Source organism: Hathewaya limosa (genome assembly GCF_030815255.1).
In the GTDB taxonomy this organism is placed as follows: domain Bacteria; phylum Bacillota; class Clostridia; order Clostridiales; family Clostridiaceae; genus Hathewaya; species Hathewaya limosa.
This window is the reverse complement of record NZ_JAUSWN010000012.1, coordinates 92,261-107,877: the sequence shown is the minus strand read 5'-3', so window position 1 is coordinate 107,877 and position 15,617 is coordinate 92,261. Positions and strand designations below refer to the sequence as shown.

At 30.6% G+C, this 15,617-nt stretch carries 14 protein-coding genes and 1 pseudogene; 1 reads left to right on the top strand and 14 read right to left on the bottom strand.

Annotated features, from left to right (window positions below):
• Positions 1 to 690: 690 nt before the first annotated feature.
• The 14 genes and pseudogenes from QOZ93_RS08330 to QOZ93_RS08265 all read right to left on the bottom strand — a co-directional run bounded on the left by QOZ93_RS08330 (position 691) and on the right by QOZ93_RS08265 (position 13,941).
• On the bottom strand, positions 691 to 2,718 hold the full coding sequence (locus QOZ93_RS08330) for a hypothetical protein (RefSeq protein ID WP_307355856.1): 2,028 nt from the start codon (positions 2,716 to 2,718) through the stop codon (positions 691 to 693).
• 257 nt (positions 2,719 to 2,975) lie between these two features.
• On the bottom strand, positions 2,976 to 3,839 hold the full coding sequence (locus QOZ93_RS08325; protein WP_307355855.1) for a hypothetical protein: 864 nt from the start codon (positions 3,837 to 3,839) through the stop codon (positions 2,976 to 2,978).
• Between the two features lie 19 nt (positions 3,840 to 3,858).
• Positions 3,859 to 4,329 (bottom strand): NUDIX hydrolase, encoded by a 471-nt coding sequence (locus tag QOZ93_RS08320; protein WP_307355853.1) that lies wholly within the window; start codon positions 4,327 to 4,329, stop codon positions 3,859 to 3,861.
• A gap of 151 nt (positions 4,330 to 4,480) precedes the next feature.
• Entirely contained in the window at positions 4,481 to 4,981 is a 501-nt protein-coding gene (locus QOZ93_RS08315) for a hypothetical protein (protein ID WP_307355851.1), read from the bottom strand.
• A 64-nt stretch (positions 4,982 to 5,045) separates the two neighbouring features.
• Positions 5,046 to 5,282 carry an IS3 family transposase gene (locus QOZ93_RS08310; protein WP_307355850.1) on the bottom strand — a complete coding sequence of 79 codons (237 nt, stop codon included), beginning with the start codon at positions 5,280 to 5,282 and terminating at the stop codon, positions 5,046 to 5,048.
• Positions 5,283 to 5,482: 200 nt separating this feature from the next.
• Complete coding sequence (locus tag QOZ93_RS08305; RefSeq protein ID WP_307355849.1) at positions 5,483 to 5,608, bottom strand: hypothetical protein; 126 nt, start codon at positions 5,606 to 5,608, stop codon at positions 5,483 to 5,485.
• Positions 5,609 to 5,783: 175 nt separating this feature from the next.
• Positions 5,784 to 8,083: pseudogene (locus QOZ93_RS08300) on the bottom strand (virulence-associated E family protein).
• A gap of 68 nt (positions 8,084 to 8,151) precedes the next feature.
• Positions 8,152 to 10,107 (bottom strand): DNA polymerase, encoded by a 1,956-nt coding sequence (locus tag QOZ93_RS08295; RefSeq protein ID WP_307355848.1) that lies wholly within the window; start codon positions 10,105 to 10,107, stop codon positions 8,152 to 8,154.
• A 69-nt stretch (positions 10,108 to 10,176) separates the two neighbouring features.
• Positions 10,177 to 10,716, bottom strand: a complete 540-nt coding sequence (locus QOZ93_RS08290; protein ID WP_307355847.1) for a DUF2815 family protein — start codon at positions 10,714 to 10,716, stop codon at positions 10,177 to 10,179.
• Positions 10,717 to 10,763: 47 nt separating this feature from the next.
• Positions 10,764 to 11,900, bottom strand: a complete 1,137-nt coding sequence (locus QOZ93_RS08285) for a DUF2800 domain-containing protein (RefSeq protein ID WP_307355846.1) — start codon at positions 11,898 to 11,900, stop codon at positions 10,764 to 10,766.
• On the bottom strand, positions 11,897 to 12,241 hold the full coding sequence (locus QOZ93_RS08280) for a hypothetical protein (protein ID WP_307355845.1): 345 nt from the start codon (positions 12,239 to 12,241) through the stop codon (positions 11,897 to 11,899). The genes QOZ93_RS08285 and QOZ93_RS08280 overlap by 4 nt, the downstream gene beginning before the upstream one ends.
• Positions 12,228 to 12,377 carry a hypothetical protein gene (locus QOZ93_RS08275; protein ID WP_307355844.1) on the bottom strand — a complete coding sequence of 50 codons (150 nt, stop codon included), beginning with the start codon at positions 12,375 to 12,377 and terminating at the stop codon, positions 12,228 to 12,230. Before QOZ93_RS08275 ends, QOZ93_RS08280 begins: the two co-directional genes overlap by 14 nt.
• Before the next feature lie 212 nt (positions 12,378 to 12,589).
• Positions 12,590 to 13,291 (bottom strand): antA/AntB antirepressor family protein, encoded by a 702-nt coding sequence (locus QOZ93_RS08270; protein ID WP_307355843.1) that lies wholly within the window; start codon positions 13,289 to 13,291, stop codon positions 12,590 to 12,592.
• Between the two features lie 80 nt (positions 13,292 to 13,371).
• The gene (locus QOZ93_RS08265) at positions 13,372 to 13,941 is read right to left on the bottom strand and encodes a sigma-70 family RNA polymerase sigma factor (protein ID WP_307355842.1); all 570 of its coding nucleotides are present in this window, start codon (positions 13,939 to 13,941) and stop codon (positions 13,372 to 13,374) included.
• A 455-nt stretch (positions 13,942 to 14,396) separates the two neighbouring features.
• Between QOZ93_RS08265 and QOZ93_RS08260 the strand changes: the two genes are divergently transcribed.
• A complete protein-coding gene (locus tag QOZ93_RS08260) occupies positions 14,397 to 15,599 on the top strand; it encodes a CGNR zinc finger domain-containing protein (RefSeq protein ID WP_307355841.1) in 1,203 nt (400 codons plus the stop codon).
• Positions 15,600 to 15,617: the final 18 nt, after the last annotated feature.

Genomic DNA, 15,617 nt, shown 5'->3' with positions numbered 1-15,617 from the left:
TTTCCTCCATAATTAAATTTAATTTATGAAGATCTTCTAGTTTATCTATTTGAATTTCAGAATTAATATTCATTTGTATAATCATAATTACCTCCCGTTTGAATGTTGGTAATTATATTATTATACATAAACTTAATTCTTACATCCTTAAATGATCACTTTCTTACATTTTTATAGTATCATTTATACTGTATTAAACATTGACATAATCATTCCCTTTTCTAAAGAACTATCTTATCTACCACAAACCTTTTGTATGAAAAATTCGTCTATAAGTACCTCCACCCTTACAGGTTTCTATATTGGCAACGCTATGGACACATATTCTCATGTAACAGAAAAGATTCAAAATAATACAATATATATATTTTAAAAATTAGTAGTAAAAAATAAATTTGCTACCAACTAAATATCATTGGTAGCAAATTCGTAGTAATTATTAAAATTTTATATATTAAATGTTTTTAAAACGTTGGTATTACTTAGTTAAACTAACCACAGTTTCTAGCAGTAGCTTTCTGCCGTTCAAAGTTCGTCTCCGACTCCTTTTCATGGGAAAGCCTTGCATGGACAGTTGTAGTAAACTTACTTCGTCCCTTTGGTCCTTGTAAGTTTAACCACAGTTTCTAAATGCATGTAGGGGTTATATAAGGCAAAAAGGAAAAATATAAATAATTCATTTACCTAAATTCACTCTTTTGTGTATGCATCTATATATAGCTCGATTGCTCTTTGTGTTAAACGATATCTGTATGGTTCATTATCCTTAAATTTCACTCTTTCAATCAAACCTTGCTTTATATCCAAAAGCTTACAACGTGTAGCTACTACGTTTTTAGAATAATCTAACTCCTCTGCGATTTCTCTTGCAAACTTATACTCATTATCTGCATTAGAAAGTTCAATAATGATATTCAAATCTTCTTTTGGTAATAATTTTCTTTGATCAATTTTAGATATTTCATTTAGTAACTGTGGTGAAAATGACTGTATTACTACTTGACTTCCACATACATTACATTTATTATTACTAAACTCTAAAAAAGGTACATCTTCAATTCTGAATAATTTCCCACAATCTTTATTAGTACATTGTATTTTTTTTGTGGTAGCCATATATTCTGTAACTACTTTATTAAAATTAAATGGTCTCTCGATAAAATATTTTCTATATTCAGTACCTTTAGGCTTTCCCCAACTAATATTATTACTCTTAGCTAAACCATAATTAATACAGTAAATGTATACTAACTTACCATCTTTATCACTTAACTCATCATATTTACTTAGAAAATGATTTAATTCCAGTGTCTTTAAGAAGTTTTCTAAGTTTGGATATACATGAAAGTGACTTGAGTACGGTGAATTTGATAAATATATTTTACCTTTCAAATCCCCTGTAACTATCCTCTTCTTTATTTCTAATAATTTATCTATAAGTAATCTTTTTAACTCATTTAATTGAAAAATAGAAATTCTTTCATTTAGCGACATTAAGCAATATGTATTTGTATGAAAAAATGTATCAATCTTTTCATTAAAATACTTTTCAGCAGCTACTTCTATATCTGACTTCGTTATTTGCTTTTGGAAAATTATTCTGTTTTGATGGCAATAAGAAAGTATATATCCTATTATTCTCGGAACATTCATTGAAACTTGAAATAAAAGTTCATAGTACTCACTAATATTAGTTTTTGATGTATCGAAAAAATATTCTAAGTCCTTTCCGGTAAAGTGTAAAATTCTTTTTTCTATTAATCTCTTTGTAAAATCAATAGCATATTCCTCCATCTTATTCCTATCAAACTCTGAATATAAGTTATAAAAATCTAAATTTATTGTATCTATTTTGCCTGGATCAATCTTACCGTAATGAATACGGTTTGGATATGCAGCAATTTTAAATTTAATAAACTCCTCTGACCAATTATTTAGAGGCGCAATAATTGTATCTACAAACATTTTGATTGCATCATCATCTATTTCTGATAAGTCATCCAATAGAACTACCAAATGTTTAACATCAAGTGCTTTTAGTATTTCTTGTATCTCATTTATTATATCCTTAATTTGAAAGACTTTTAAAAATATCTCTGAAAATTGAACTGCTTTTCCATTAATATCTTTAGTTTGTTTTCCAGTATCATACTTTGAATTATCTTTTAGTCCTAGAGTTATTGAATCTGGTTTAATAGTTGCTGTAGTTTCTGTTACACCAATTGATTTAGATGCTGATTTTTGTTGTTCTAAGCTATTATTGATACTAATGTTACTTTGTTTTATAACAGGTATTTCTATCTCCATTAGGTGTCTATTATTCTCAATTTTATTATTTAAATTTTCAATCTTATCTTTAACAATTGTAGGCTTTGTATTAATAATTTTACTAATAGTACGCTGAAATAAACTGTTATATTTTTGAGTTAACTCATTCTTAATTGCCTTCAGTATGTTTTGAATAAATGTTCTTTCTAATAAATATTTTTCTAGTATCTGTGGAGTCAAATATTCCCTCAGATGATCATAATCTATAACTTGCGCTTGTGATGATTCATATATTGTTTTTACATCAATATAACATGGCAAATATGTCTTCTTTTTTCTAAGTTCTCTTTCCATCTTTAAAAATATTGTAGATTTACCAGTTCCTTTTCTACCTATTAGAAAAGTTGTATTATCTAATAAGCACTTTTTTAATATATGATCGTTTGGCAATAAATCTGTATATAACTCATCTAAAAGATTTTCTCCATCTTCATCTATTAAATCAGCTCTTCGGTATTTTTTAAGGACTCCACAGTCTGTGAAAAATTATCTATCTCTTTCTTTGTATATCTCATACCTTTCACCCCAAATAACACTTATATTATTTTAGTTAACTATTCTAGTACACTCTAATCTAATTCATTTACCAATTTAAAAGCCTTAATTGTTTCTTCATAACAATCTATATAATTTTATATATTATCTAACTAAATATCTTTATCTTTTTTAGTTACTGCAACTTCTGAAAATGTATAAGCATTATAGTGCAATGAACTTTGAATATTATCTAGATTACCTTTATATTCATCAGCTAAATTCCAAATATCATCAAAATGTTTTAAATATGATTGAAAAATTCCATCCTTAACATTTTTGTATGAAAATAATGGTGCAGCTGAACCTTTTACCCCATATAAATGTGGAGTTACTAGCATTTCTGAATCAAATCTATATATTGAGCAATACAATGGAGTATCATGGAGCCTTATCTCTATACATCCTAATTTAATTAGTTCATTTAATCTGATTAAGCTTGTCTCGATTCTAGAAGTGATAGATCCTTCTTCTTTTTCCTCAATATTTCTTTGACTAACAGAAGCACAATTTGGTTTTCCTAATAATATCCTAATCCTACAATTTTGTTTATACTTATCTTGTATTATTTTTTTAAAATCAGGATGGTCTGGTAAAAATGCTACAGCATAACCTAAAATATCTATATTTTCTTTAGCATCTGCAATTTTCTTTATCCAAATATTATTATCTAGTAATCCTCTTTTGGACCACACACCTACAACTCCTGTTTTTGAAGCTTGTTCTAATAGATTTACTGATTCTCTTAAACTTATATCTACTTTTTGAAGTTTATTTACTACTGGTTTTAAAGGATCGCCAACAAAAGAATTAAGTAAAAAATAGATTACGCATGCTGCAATTATTGATGTACCTATGCTAACAAAAATACTTCCAACATTTTGATTTATAAAAAATGATACTATTATAGTTATAATTCCTATTAAAAAAATAATTATATAAACTATAGATTCCTTACTTTTAAAATTCTCATTCATTATAATAATACTGCCTTTCCTACTTAATAAATGGATATTCTTTATTATCAAGATAATCTTTAATCCTTACCCATTGTGCCTCATGAATATTTAATTTATTTAGTTCATCTATATTAAAGAATTGTACATCTTTTGATTCATCACTAATAGTAAGATTACCTGCCACAACCTCACAATTAAAGCATATAGAAAATTGTTGTCTTATTTCACCATCTGAATATTCAATAACATGCTGTGGATCTGTATATATTCCTATTAACTTATTAATCTTTACATCATACCCTGACTCTTCCTTAACTTCTCTTATAATCGTTTGTGAAATTGATTCACCAGTTTCCATTGCTCCACCTAATAATGACCACATATTATTGTCTTTCCTTTTATGTAGTAATATTCTACCAGATTGATCTATTATAACAGCAGATGCTGCTGCAACAATTGAGTTTGCCATAGGTGAATTTTTATCATGATAGTAATCTTTTCTTCCCATTTTTAATACCCTCCTCAATTTAAATTAAAAATTTTTATTCTATATAAACATTTTTATATTATTTATAATCTATTTCTTAATGAAACTATCCCATTTTAAACTTATCTACTATAATTATACTTCAATTTTTCCTATTATTCCATTATTTTTCCTAAAATAATATTTCTTTTCCTATAATACCACTCTTAAACACAAACTCCACTTCCACCAAACTTATCACCTTTACCTGCTCCACCACCTGCATAAAAAGCTCCTCATCAAACTCTTTAAGAATATCTTCCTTATTTTTAAGCAATTTCTTAATTTCTTTTACTTTCTGAAATCCCTTCTCCCTTATTAAATCCGTATTATCAAACTTAGCTTTCTTTTCTTTTAACTTCTGTATTTCTTCTTCAAGTCTTTGGTATTCTTCATCATAAATCTGATTGTCTAAGCCACTTCTTACATTCAACCTTACCAAATTCATCATTTGTTCTTTCAGCTCTTGTAGCCTTTCATTTATGCCCTTTACCTCTTCCTCATCTTCTTTACTTTCAAAAACTTTGTTTATATTTTTCATTAGTTTTTTAATAAACTCCTCTTTGTTCTCAATAATCTTATTTATTGATTTTACAAAAGCAGCTTTTAACTTTTCTTCATCTACTGCTTTCATATCGCAAGCCTTAACCCCGTTGTCTATATGATTTGCACAAAGCCAAACTGGTCTTATGTCAATATCATGGACACGAAAGGTCAAGTTCAGTCATTTTTCTTTGAACTCTCTTTAATGATACATTAAACCCTTGTGTACTAAGTATATGATGAATCCTAGGAGCACCGTATATGCCTTTATTCTCTTTGTATATCCTTTTAATAGCTGATTTTAGTTCCTTATTTTCTACTTCTCTTGCAGAGTTAGTTTTATCAAAAGATTTATAATATGTGCTTCTGGCTACGCCTAGAACAGTACACATAGTCTTAATATTATGGTTGTTTTTATTAATGTCTATAAATTCTATTACTTGATTTAATTTCTTGTTGCAAATATGGCCATAGCTTTTTTTAATATTTCATTTTCCTCTTTAATTTTTGCCATTTCTTTTTTTAGAGTTTTAACTTCTTTTAAGGTCATGACTTCATTATGATCTATTTTTACTTCTTTAACATCTTTTATCTAGCCGTTAATTGTTGATTTTGCAATGCCATATTCGCTATTTAGCTCTGTTAAGCTCATCCCTGTTTTATATAAGTCTACTATCATATCTTTATATTCTTGATCGTATCTTTTGCCCTTTCCCATTGTGGACACATCCCTTCTTAACTAAATATTATTTTACTTAGTTTGACTTAATGTGTCCACTACTTTATACTAATACCAACCTTTGTTTTATCTACTTTTGGTACAAGTTTTTAAAATGTACCTGTTTTAATCTTAAGTATCTTAGAAACAATTATTTAGTTCTTGTAAACTTGCTTTAGTTTTCATCTTTTATATATGTTAACTGTGGACCATAAATAGGAATTCTCATTTTACCAAATTTATTACCCCTGTAACGCTTCCATCCTCCTATTTTTACTAAAATACCTTGTATTTCAAAAGAATCACTTCTTTTTATATCTTCTTTCTTTTTACCAAAACATTCACACCAGATCTCTTGAATGCATACTCTCATTCTTTTTACGTTACCTACTAAAGTTTCAGTGCCAAATTCGCTGTCACCGACTAAAAAATTACGTCTTTGAAATAAGTCCATCTCATCCCAATTATGAGGTAAAAGTGTATTTAAATAATCTCTAACAAGACCTTCACGATCATCTTCTTCCATAGCCTCTTGCTGATGCTGATAAGCCATTACTGCTGATTCTCCTTTTAAGGTTAGTTCTTCTCCTGCTTTATACTTCACAATTGCCTCTGCCCAAATTTGATCGACTTCATTTTGTGTAAGTTCATCCCAAACACTCTTTTTTCCTAATTTAACTTGAACGGGCCAAAATCTTCTGTTGCCTGTAACATCTCTTAAAAATCCTTTTTCTGCATTAGTAGTTCCAACTATAATACACTGTCTAGGGTGGTTTTCAACAATTACTCCATAGCTTTGTCTAAACTTATCATCTGTTCTAGTTATAAAGGATTTAACTGTTTCAACATCCATTTTTCTAAGCCCCGCAAACTCTCCAAGTTCTAAAATCCAGTATCCTTGAAGCTTTTCTGCGGCAGCTTTATCTCTCATATCTGATATAGTTAAACTGTCAGAAAACCATTTTCCTGCAAGCTTAGAAAAGAACGTAGATTTTCCACTACCTTGATCTCCATTTAAAATTAAGACATAATCAAATTTTGTACCGGGTTCATATATTCTAGCTACTGCTGCAACTAAAGTTTTTCTCATTACCTCTTTTGTATAAGGGTTATCTTCAGCATCAAAATAATCAATAAGAAGTGTATCTACTCTTTCCTTTTCATCCCAATTAGGTAGTGAATTAAAATAATTCTTAATTGGATGAAATGCTCTTTCTGATGCTCCTGCAAGTAGTGCATCTTTAAACTTTCCAGGAGACCAAATACCATACTTTTTATCTAAATACACTTTGGCATAAGAAAAGTCTGAATCATTCCATCCCTTTTTTACTTGTTTCCATGGAAGTTCTCCATTGACATCTATGGTATGAGATAACTCATTGTATGCAATAGACTTAAACATACTATCATGACGAAATATTTCTGTTATATTACTAAGAGTATCTTTAACTGTCCCATTTTTATTAAGTTCTAAATTAAGCTCCCACTCATTATCATTTTTAAATTCTTCCAAAGCCTCTTCTTCACGTTCTTTTGAAAGCTGCCTTTTTACCTTTTCATCTTCTCTGCAAAATTCCATCATTGCTTTATAGGATGGTAACTGTTTCTTTTCATCTGCATCTGCATCTTCATCCATATCTCCATAGCTATGAGTTCTTACAAGGTCAAATGCATTTAAAAGTTTGTTGCATGCTGGATCTGTAGCATGATGTGAATATGCATATTTATTATCATAAATAATAACCCTAGCTGCAGAATCAGCAGGAATATAATCATACCTATCTGTAATAATACTAGGCGCATAAATATCTGATAAAAAAGTTTCTATAGCTTCTATAATTGTATAACTTCTGCAAAATGCTCCTACCATACCTTGTTTCTTTAAAGGATCTTCCTGCTTTTTCATAGTCTTTTGAATAATAGCTGTTTGCCTTGAAGATACAGGCCATGAAGATGTATCCTTCCAATCTTTATATAAAGAAAGAATATCAACCTATTTGGCTCATAAGTGGTATCATCAAATAATCCAATACCTATTTCCTTTGCTATCATTCGTGATATAGCTTGATACTCATCTGCATTTACAGTTTTTGATAAAGGAATAATAATTCTAAGTCTTGGGTTATCTTTGGTATGCTTATGAGTAGAATAAATGCAACAAGCATAATCATATAGCATTTCAATATCTGAAGTTATTACTTCTGCATCATCTGCATAATCCATATCTAAAGTTAACATGGAACGTGATAAAACATTTTCCTTCTTACGTCTACCATCTTTAAGTTCTCCTGCTACAAAACTACCTACATCTTTTACATTATCCTGCTGAAATTTTTTCATTTTTCTATACTCTGCTTGGGTTTCGCTTGTAACAGTTGTATGAAAAAGTTTTTGTGTAAACTCCTCCCAAGTTACTGATTGTTTTTTCCATAATTTATCTTTACGGCTATTGCCAGTTGAAATAACAAAATTCATGGTACCGTTACCTCCTCTTTCTTCCTATATTTTCTCTATGATGTACTTTACTTTCTTTAAGTACATACTTAATCTTTCATATAAAAATTGCATTCATAGCCATCTGCTTTTAAGGGTAATCCCTTTACCCATTTAGGTGATTCTGCCATAATTGCACACATTTCTTCTACAGAACCTTCTCCTATAGGTACTTCACATATGGCTTCATCATGTACGTGGGCCACTATTTTATACCCTGCTTTATCTAATCTAAGCATGGCTTCTGCTAATAAATCTCTTGAAGTTGCTTGCACAATATTTTCTACAATTTTAGGTCCATAAGTTTCTATCCTCTCCCACTTTTTTGTTGCTCCAATGCCTTCATAAGTAAGTCCTTCTCTACCAAATTTATTTAATCCAATCCTTGGTTTTACATAAACGAGGTTTCTTCCAGATGGCAAAGTAACAAATAGCATTCCACTTTTATAAGTAAAAATAATCCCATGGGTAGATGTTTGTCCTCTTTCCTTTACTGCTTTAATAGCTACCTTATCAACATCCCACCAAAACTTCACAATATGAGGATTTGCAGTTCTCCAATTATCAATAAGCCCTTGAAGTTCAGCTTCCTCAACTCCCATCTCTAAAGCTCCCATAGATTTTAAAGCACCAACACCGCCGCCATATCCACAAGCCAATTCTGAAATCTTCCCTTTCTGCCTTAGTGGACTTCCTTTAGTAATGCTTTCAATAGGTACATGAAACATCATAGATGCCGCAGCTTCATATATCTTTCCATGGGATGCAAAGACATCAAGTCTCCACTTCTCACCAGCAAGCCATGAGATTACTCTTGCCTCTATTGCTGAAAAATCAGCTACTATAAAACGATGTCCCTCTTTAGGAATAAAATTAGTTCTTATAAGTTCAGATAAAACACTAGGTGTATTTCCAAATAGAAGTTCTACATCCTCAAATCTGCCTTCTTTTATTAAATCTCTTGCAAGAGTTAAATCCTTAAGATGGTTTTGGGGTAGGTTTTGGAACTGAACTAAACGACCACTCCACCTGTCAGTTCTATTTGCACCATAAAACTGAAATAATCCATGAACCCTGACATCACAGCAAACTACTCTTTCTATAGCTTCATATTTTTTAACACTAGTTTTAGCCATTAAAAGTCTTAACTTTAAAGCTTCAGCAACTTCTCCTTCTGTTTCTTCTACTAAATCCATTACAGCTTTCTTTGAAAGGCTCTGGACTTCAACTCCTCGCTCTTTTAGCCAACCTTTCAGCTGTGCTACAGAATTGGGATTTTCAAGTCCTGTTAATTCATATGCTTTTTCTGTAGCTACAACTGTAAACTGCCTATGGCAAGAAATAGCTTCTTCTACTAATTTCATATCTACTAATAATCCAAGATCATTTATTTTCTGATCTAGTACATAAAATTCTTGCTCTTTTTCTGATATAGGATACTTCTTTAACTTTTCACGAATGGCAAGTTCTACTTGAACATCCCTAACATTATATTTTTTAAATAACTCCCATTTTTCTGGGGCATCCTTTGGCATATTCCTTGTTCTTCCTCCATTAGCTGCAGTAGCTCTACAAGGTGTACAAAAATATCTAATTAATGCTTTACCTTCATCCATTTTCTGCTCATCAAGTTTTAACACTTTGCCTACTCCTGCTAAACTAAGTGGTAATCCTAGCATTGAAGCTTGTACTTCTGTACAACTCCATGAAGATGAATGAAGGTATATACTTTTATTTAATAATCTTGAAAGATATCTCATTAAACAAACCCTTTCAAACTGAGCATTAAAAGCTGTTTTTATAACATTATCATCAATTATTGCATCTATAATAAACTGTGGTAGTTTTTCTCCACTAGCCATATCTATTACTTCTACTGGTCCACCATCTATACTGTATCCAAATAACAAAATATCAAAATTTGAACTATCAGCATAACGATATACACCACATTTACCAATATCAACATCAGAAAAAGTTTCTATATCTATAGATAATATCTTCAATTCTTCACTACCTCCTTATGCAAGGCAAAGAGCCAATAAGGCTCTACCTGCATAAAAGTTATTTTATTTTTATGACATAAAGTCATCATCATCGTCTTCTTCAATTTCAAAGTCATCCTCAGCTCTACTATGACCACCTAAAGATTCCCCATCTCGAAGCTTTTGAACATTACCAAGACCTGCTGCAATTCCACGATTTCCATTTACATTAAATGCATAAAAGTTAACACTTACCTTTCCATAGCAGCCACTATAAACTTCACTTCTATCAAGAATTGGCTGTATTCTTTTATCTACAATCTGAGGTGCATCTTTTGAATTTGTATTTATAAAATAGCTATTTTCATATGCTGGATCATCGGGTCTGTCAATATCCCCATCTCTTAGTGGAGTTTTTAAGTTTTTAGGAATCTTTCCACCAAACTTACCTATACCTTCTTTTTTAGCATCTTCAACTGCTTTTTGAATCATAGTTAAAGTTTTCTTATCACCTTTAGGTATAATTATAGAAACACTATACTTAGGCTCACTTCCATTAATACTTTTTGGCTCAAATAGATTTGTATAACTTAATCTCCCTGGTATTACTACTTTTGTATTTTTACTCATAACAAAATCCTCCTAATATTTTAAATTCAGCTATTTTAAGCTGTATATTATTCTTCAACTTGAAACTCTCCAGCTACTACATCTACTGCATTTCTTTTATCTGTATCTAAAACTAATGTTAATTTACCTTTTGGTTTTTCTACAAAAGAGCCTAATATATCCTTAAACTTTTTCTTTCCCATTAACTTTTCCATCTCAGTTATGGAAATTAAGTTCTTCTTATAAATATCACTATATCCAGCACCCTTTGCAGCTTGAGCTACAGCTTCTTCATCCGTATATTTTCTTCTAGTCCTTCCTTCTACAAGTTTAAATCCATTCCAATTTTTGCCTTCATTAATAGCAAGTGCTGTAGCATAGGTATAAATATCACTTGCCCACTTAGAAAGTTCTTCTGCAACTCCCATAATTTCAGATATTTCATCATCTGAAAGTAATGCTGGGTCAGAAAATTCATATTTCAAAAGTTCTAAATTTTTAACTGCTCTAGCTCTACACTGATTTTTAGCTCTGCAAAACCTACAATGTTCTCCAGCACAAAATTCTCCTTCTCCTTTTAATGCTAATTCTGCTTTTGGTTTTAGTTCTTCTTCTGCCCATTTAAGAAGTTCATCTACAGTTATTTCATAGGTAGAAAAGTTATCTACTCTTGGCTGAACTATAGTCATAGTAACTTTTTCTATGTCATAAAGCATATCAAATAAAGATAAAGCACCTAATGCATAAAGCATCATCTGTGGATTTTTTTCTGCAGATACTATAACCCCTCTGCCATATTTAAAATCTATAACCTGAAGTGTACCTGTTCCAACTATCACAAGATCTCCAGTTCCAAAGCCACCTTCAACATAGTCACTAAAATCTAACTTTTGCTCAATTAAAATCTGAAGGTCTTTGCAATTTTCCCTAGCCTTTTCTATAATTCCTAAGCTGTACTCTACATAAATATCTGTATACTCATCCATTTCATCTGAATCATACTTGCTAACGGGTTTTCTTGACCTCATTTTTAAAGCTTTCTTTAATTTATGTTCAGCGAGATCATGTGCCGCAGTTCCTTCTTCTGCATAGGTGCTTGTCTCATTTGGAAACTGCTGCTCTAAAAGCATTGAAGGTGTGCAAGCTAAAATTCTATGAGCCGCTGATGGTGAAAATTTAGAATGCTCATTATAAGAACCACTCATTTTATTTCACCAACTTCCTTAAGTACCTCTGCATAACACTTTGGCTCAAGTGCAGTTAACTTATTTGCTCCATACTTTACTATAATTGCCTTAACCTCTTCTCTATGTCCTTCACGATTTTTCTCAGCCATAACTGCTCTAACTTCTTCTAAGGTTGGTTGTTTTTGCTCTTGTGAATCTTCTTTATTTGCTTTAACCTTAGACTCTTTTACTGCATTTTCTTTTCCTTCTACTTCTTCTGAATTTACTGGCTCATTTAATACTTTTGTTAAAGTTTCTAAACTACCAGTAATACCCTTTAGATTGTCTATAATGTGTTGAATTATTTCAATTTTGTTCATGCCTTACTTCTCCTTTCTTATTTTCTTTTTCACTTTGTTCTATTAATCTTGTAGCTACTCTCTTAGATACAATACTTATTGCAGTAAGAACACCAACCATTTCCTCTTGCATTTCTTTGTTTACATTTGCCTCCATATATTTTTACTCCCTTCATTTTTTAATTAACCCCTTCACTTATTAGCCAATGACAAGTATGGTTTGGTAACCAAAATTTAAAAATTTTATTAGTTCTTCTTTTCAAAATAATAAAAGTTGCTTTATTCCTGGAGTATTACTCAAATTTAAGTAATACTCCTCAGTTATTAGCCTTTAAAAATACATTTTGGGTAACCTATGTTTGAAAATTTTTATATAGATGATCCTTTTATTAAAAGCCTAAAAGTTTCTCTTCCTTTTGGAGTAATAAGTGTCTGTGTACCAACCCATCCTGTCTTTTCATTTTTTACTTCCTTAATTTCAAACAGTCCATCATTTTTATCTGCATAAGGCTTAAGTTTTTGTTTTTTATCACGATAGACATATCCTATATTTAGAAGAAAACTAATAAATGCTTTTTCCTTAACCTTTAATTCTTTAGCTGTATCTCTAAAATTAGTAAGTAAATTTCTATCTACTAATTCATCAAAATATTCAGCCTTGGGTTGCATATTAGTATTAGCAACTAATAGTTCTTCATTTTCTATCTGTAGATTTTTTATTGTTATATCTGCCATCTTTAATGCTCTAGACATAACCATTTCTGGTGTATTCCATGCTTTTTCTATAGAAAGAAAATACTGACGTGCCATTTTTCCTTTTTCCGTTCTTTGAATCATACACAATTCCTTTGCCATTGGAATTGTAAGTTCATGATCAGTTGATGGTCTTCCTCCACATCCATATGTTTTACTCAAATTTGAGTAAAAGTCTACACCCTCCGTAAATCCATATTCACACATTCTCTTAAACCAATCATTATATCTAGTTTCTACTTCTAAAAACTCATGTAATTCTCTACCAGATACTGTTGGTTCTTCTTTGCTATAATCTACTTTAATTAGTTCATTCATTTATATAACCTCCGTATACTTTGATGGGAGATAACCCCCTCACTTGTTAGCCAATGAGGAGATATGTTTGGTAACCAAATTTATAAAAAATATTTTTTAAGCTTTTCTAGAATTTTTTTATGTTTTTTACCAACTGTTACATGAGATTTGTTTATTTTCTTTCCTGTTTCCCTAGTTGTGAAATTTTTGTAATATAATGAATCTATAATTTCACGTTCCTCATTATTTAGTTCTTCCATAGCTTTTTGTAAAATAAAAAGCATTGCTTTATCACAAACAATGTCTTCTACATCTTGGACATCTGCAAAATCTAATCCCTTGTCCATTAATCTTTCAATAGAATCTTCTTTGCTAGGTTTATATTTAATTGCTCCTGTTATTGGGTCAATCTTACTACTTCCTACTTTCACATCTTTTTGAAGATATCTAGCATGTCTATCCATCTTGTAGTAAGCTTTATAAACCTCATCTGTTACTGGTATAGGCTCCTTTCCAATAAAAATCACTCTATCTTCTCTACAATTAGTATCTACTGCTTTATCATCACAATTGTGTAGTGTATCTGTATCCCCATTTTCATTAGGTATAATTTCTATCGCTTGTCCATCAGTTGAGTAATAAATATAGTTGGTTTTAAATTTTCTTAACATAATTCATCCTTTCCACCAGACTGCATTGGCGGCAAAGGATATAAAAATAGGTCTGTGCCAAAAAGTACACAGACCCATATGCTGTAAAAAGGACGCAATAAGGTTAAGGTACTTCGATTGCACCGCAACTGTTCTTGTTAACAGTGCGAAACAATATGTATCCTTTGCCCTTATTGCAAATCAGGCATTCGATTATTTTTACAGACGGAAATGATAGGATTTTCTACTTACGAATAACCTTTCCTCTGTCTATTATTATTGTAATGCGCCAAAATTAGTAAGTATAATCCGTAAATACTCTATTACTATTTATAATTTTTTTTATAATCATTATTGTTAACATTATTATTTTTTGATATATTATAAATAACATTACTTTTATCATTACTACAATAAAGCAAAAAATTTTTAAGTTATTTTTATCATTATTTATTAAAGAGATGAGGTTAACATTAATGGGCGAAAAAAAAGAAAATTTTTTTGAAAATAATTTATTTAGATATGACAGTTTCTCTTGTCACTGCGATGAAGATACATTTCATGAAACTCTTGGACGTGAACCAATTAAGACTTTGAAAATACAAAGTATGTCTAATCAACCTGTTAGATTTGCATTTGCTGCTCAAGATGGGTTAATTCGTCTTGCACATACCGGATCCATTGAGGAAAAGAATATACTTGCCTCTTTAATCTCACTTCCAAATAGGAACTTATCTGCTATTTTTAATTTTTTTAAGCAAAACGGTTTCTTTTTCCCTGTAAGCAATTATGAATATGAAGCTATTGATGCCGCTACTATTCAAGAACTAATCAATCGAATCAAAGCTACAGTAAGACTTATGAGTGCCATTGGTGCTATTAGAAAAAACTATCAAGAAATATTGCATCTAACCCTATACTTACTACTATCTGAACCTGTCTCCTTACAAATGCAGTCACTCATACATCCATATATAACTTGTCAGCATCCATTTAAAACAGAATTAGAAAAAGCCTCAAGTCTACAAGTTATAAACCGAGGCCAAGAGGCTTTTGATAACGATACATATACAATTGTTGATACGCTTTACCCACCAACATATGAAATTGATATTAATGAATATAATGATATAACAGCAGGATATGATATTTCCGTCCCCGGTGCTGATGATTACCGTTATAAGAACATCGTATTACTATATTGTAATGCTCTAAATGTAGATCCATCCATAAGATTTATTGTTGATTTTCTTTTTCATTATCAACATGATGTTGGCATCATTAGAGGAATTGACTATGAAAGTGGACTAGAATACTATACTGAACCCGATTACTCCAAATTCAATAATTCCATGAAACGTGCTCTCATAGATATTGCAAAAATTGTAATCGGCGAAGAAATAAATTCAAACCTTGATGGAATTCATCCTCAATATAATGTTACAAAAATGAGTCCATCTTGGAAAGTTGATTCATTAATGGGAGCTATATATTTTTCAATTTTTTATATGAAACCAGACTTAGAACTTTACCGACGATGTGAAAATCCTACTTGCAACAACTATTTCTTGGTTAAATCAACATCTACGAGAAATAAATATTGTAGTCCAGAATGTTGCAACCGTGCTTCCCAAAGCAGGTATAGAAAAAGGAAAAGAGAAGAAAAAGAAAACTTATAAAAAAAAGACCTTGGTCTA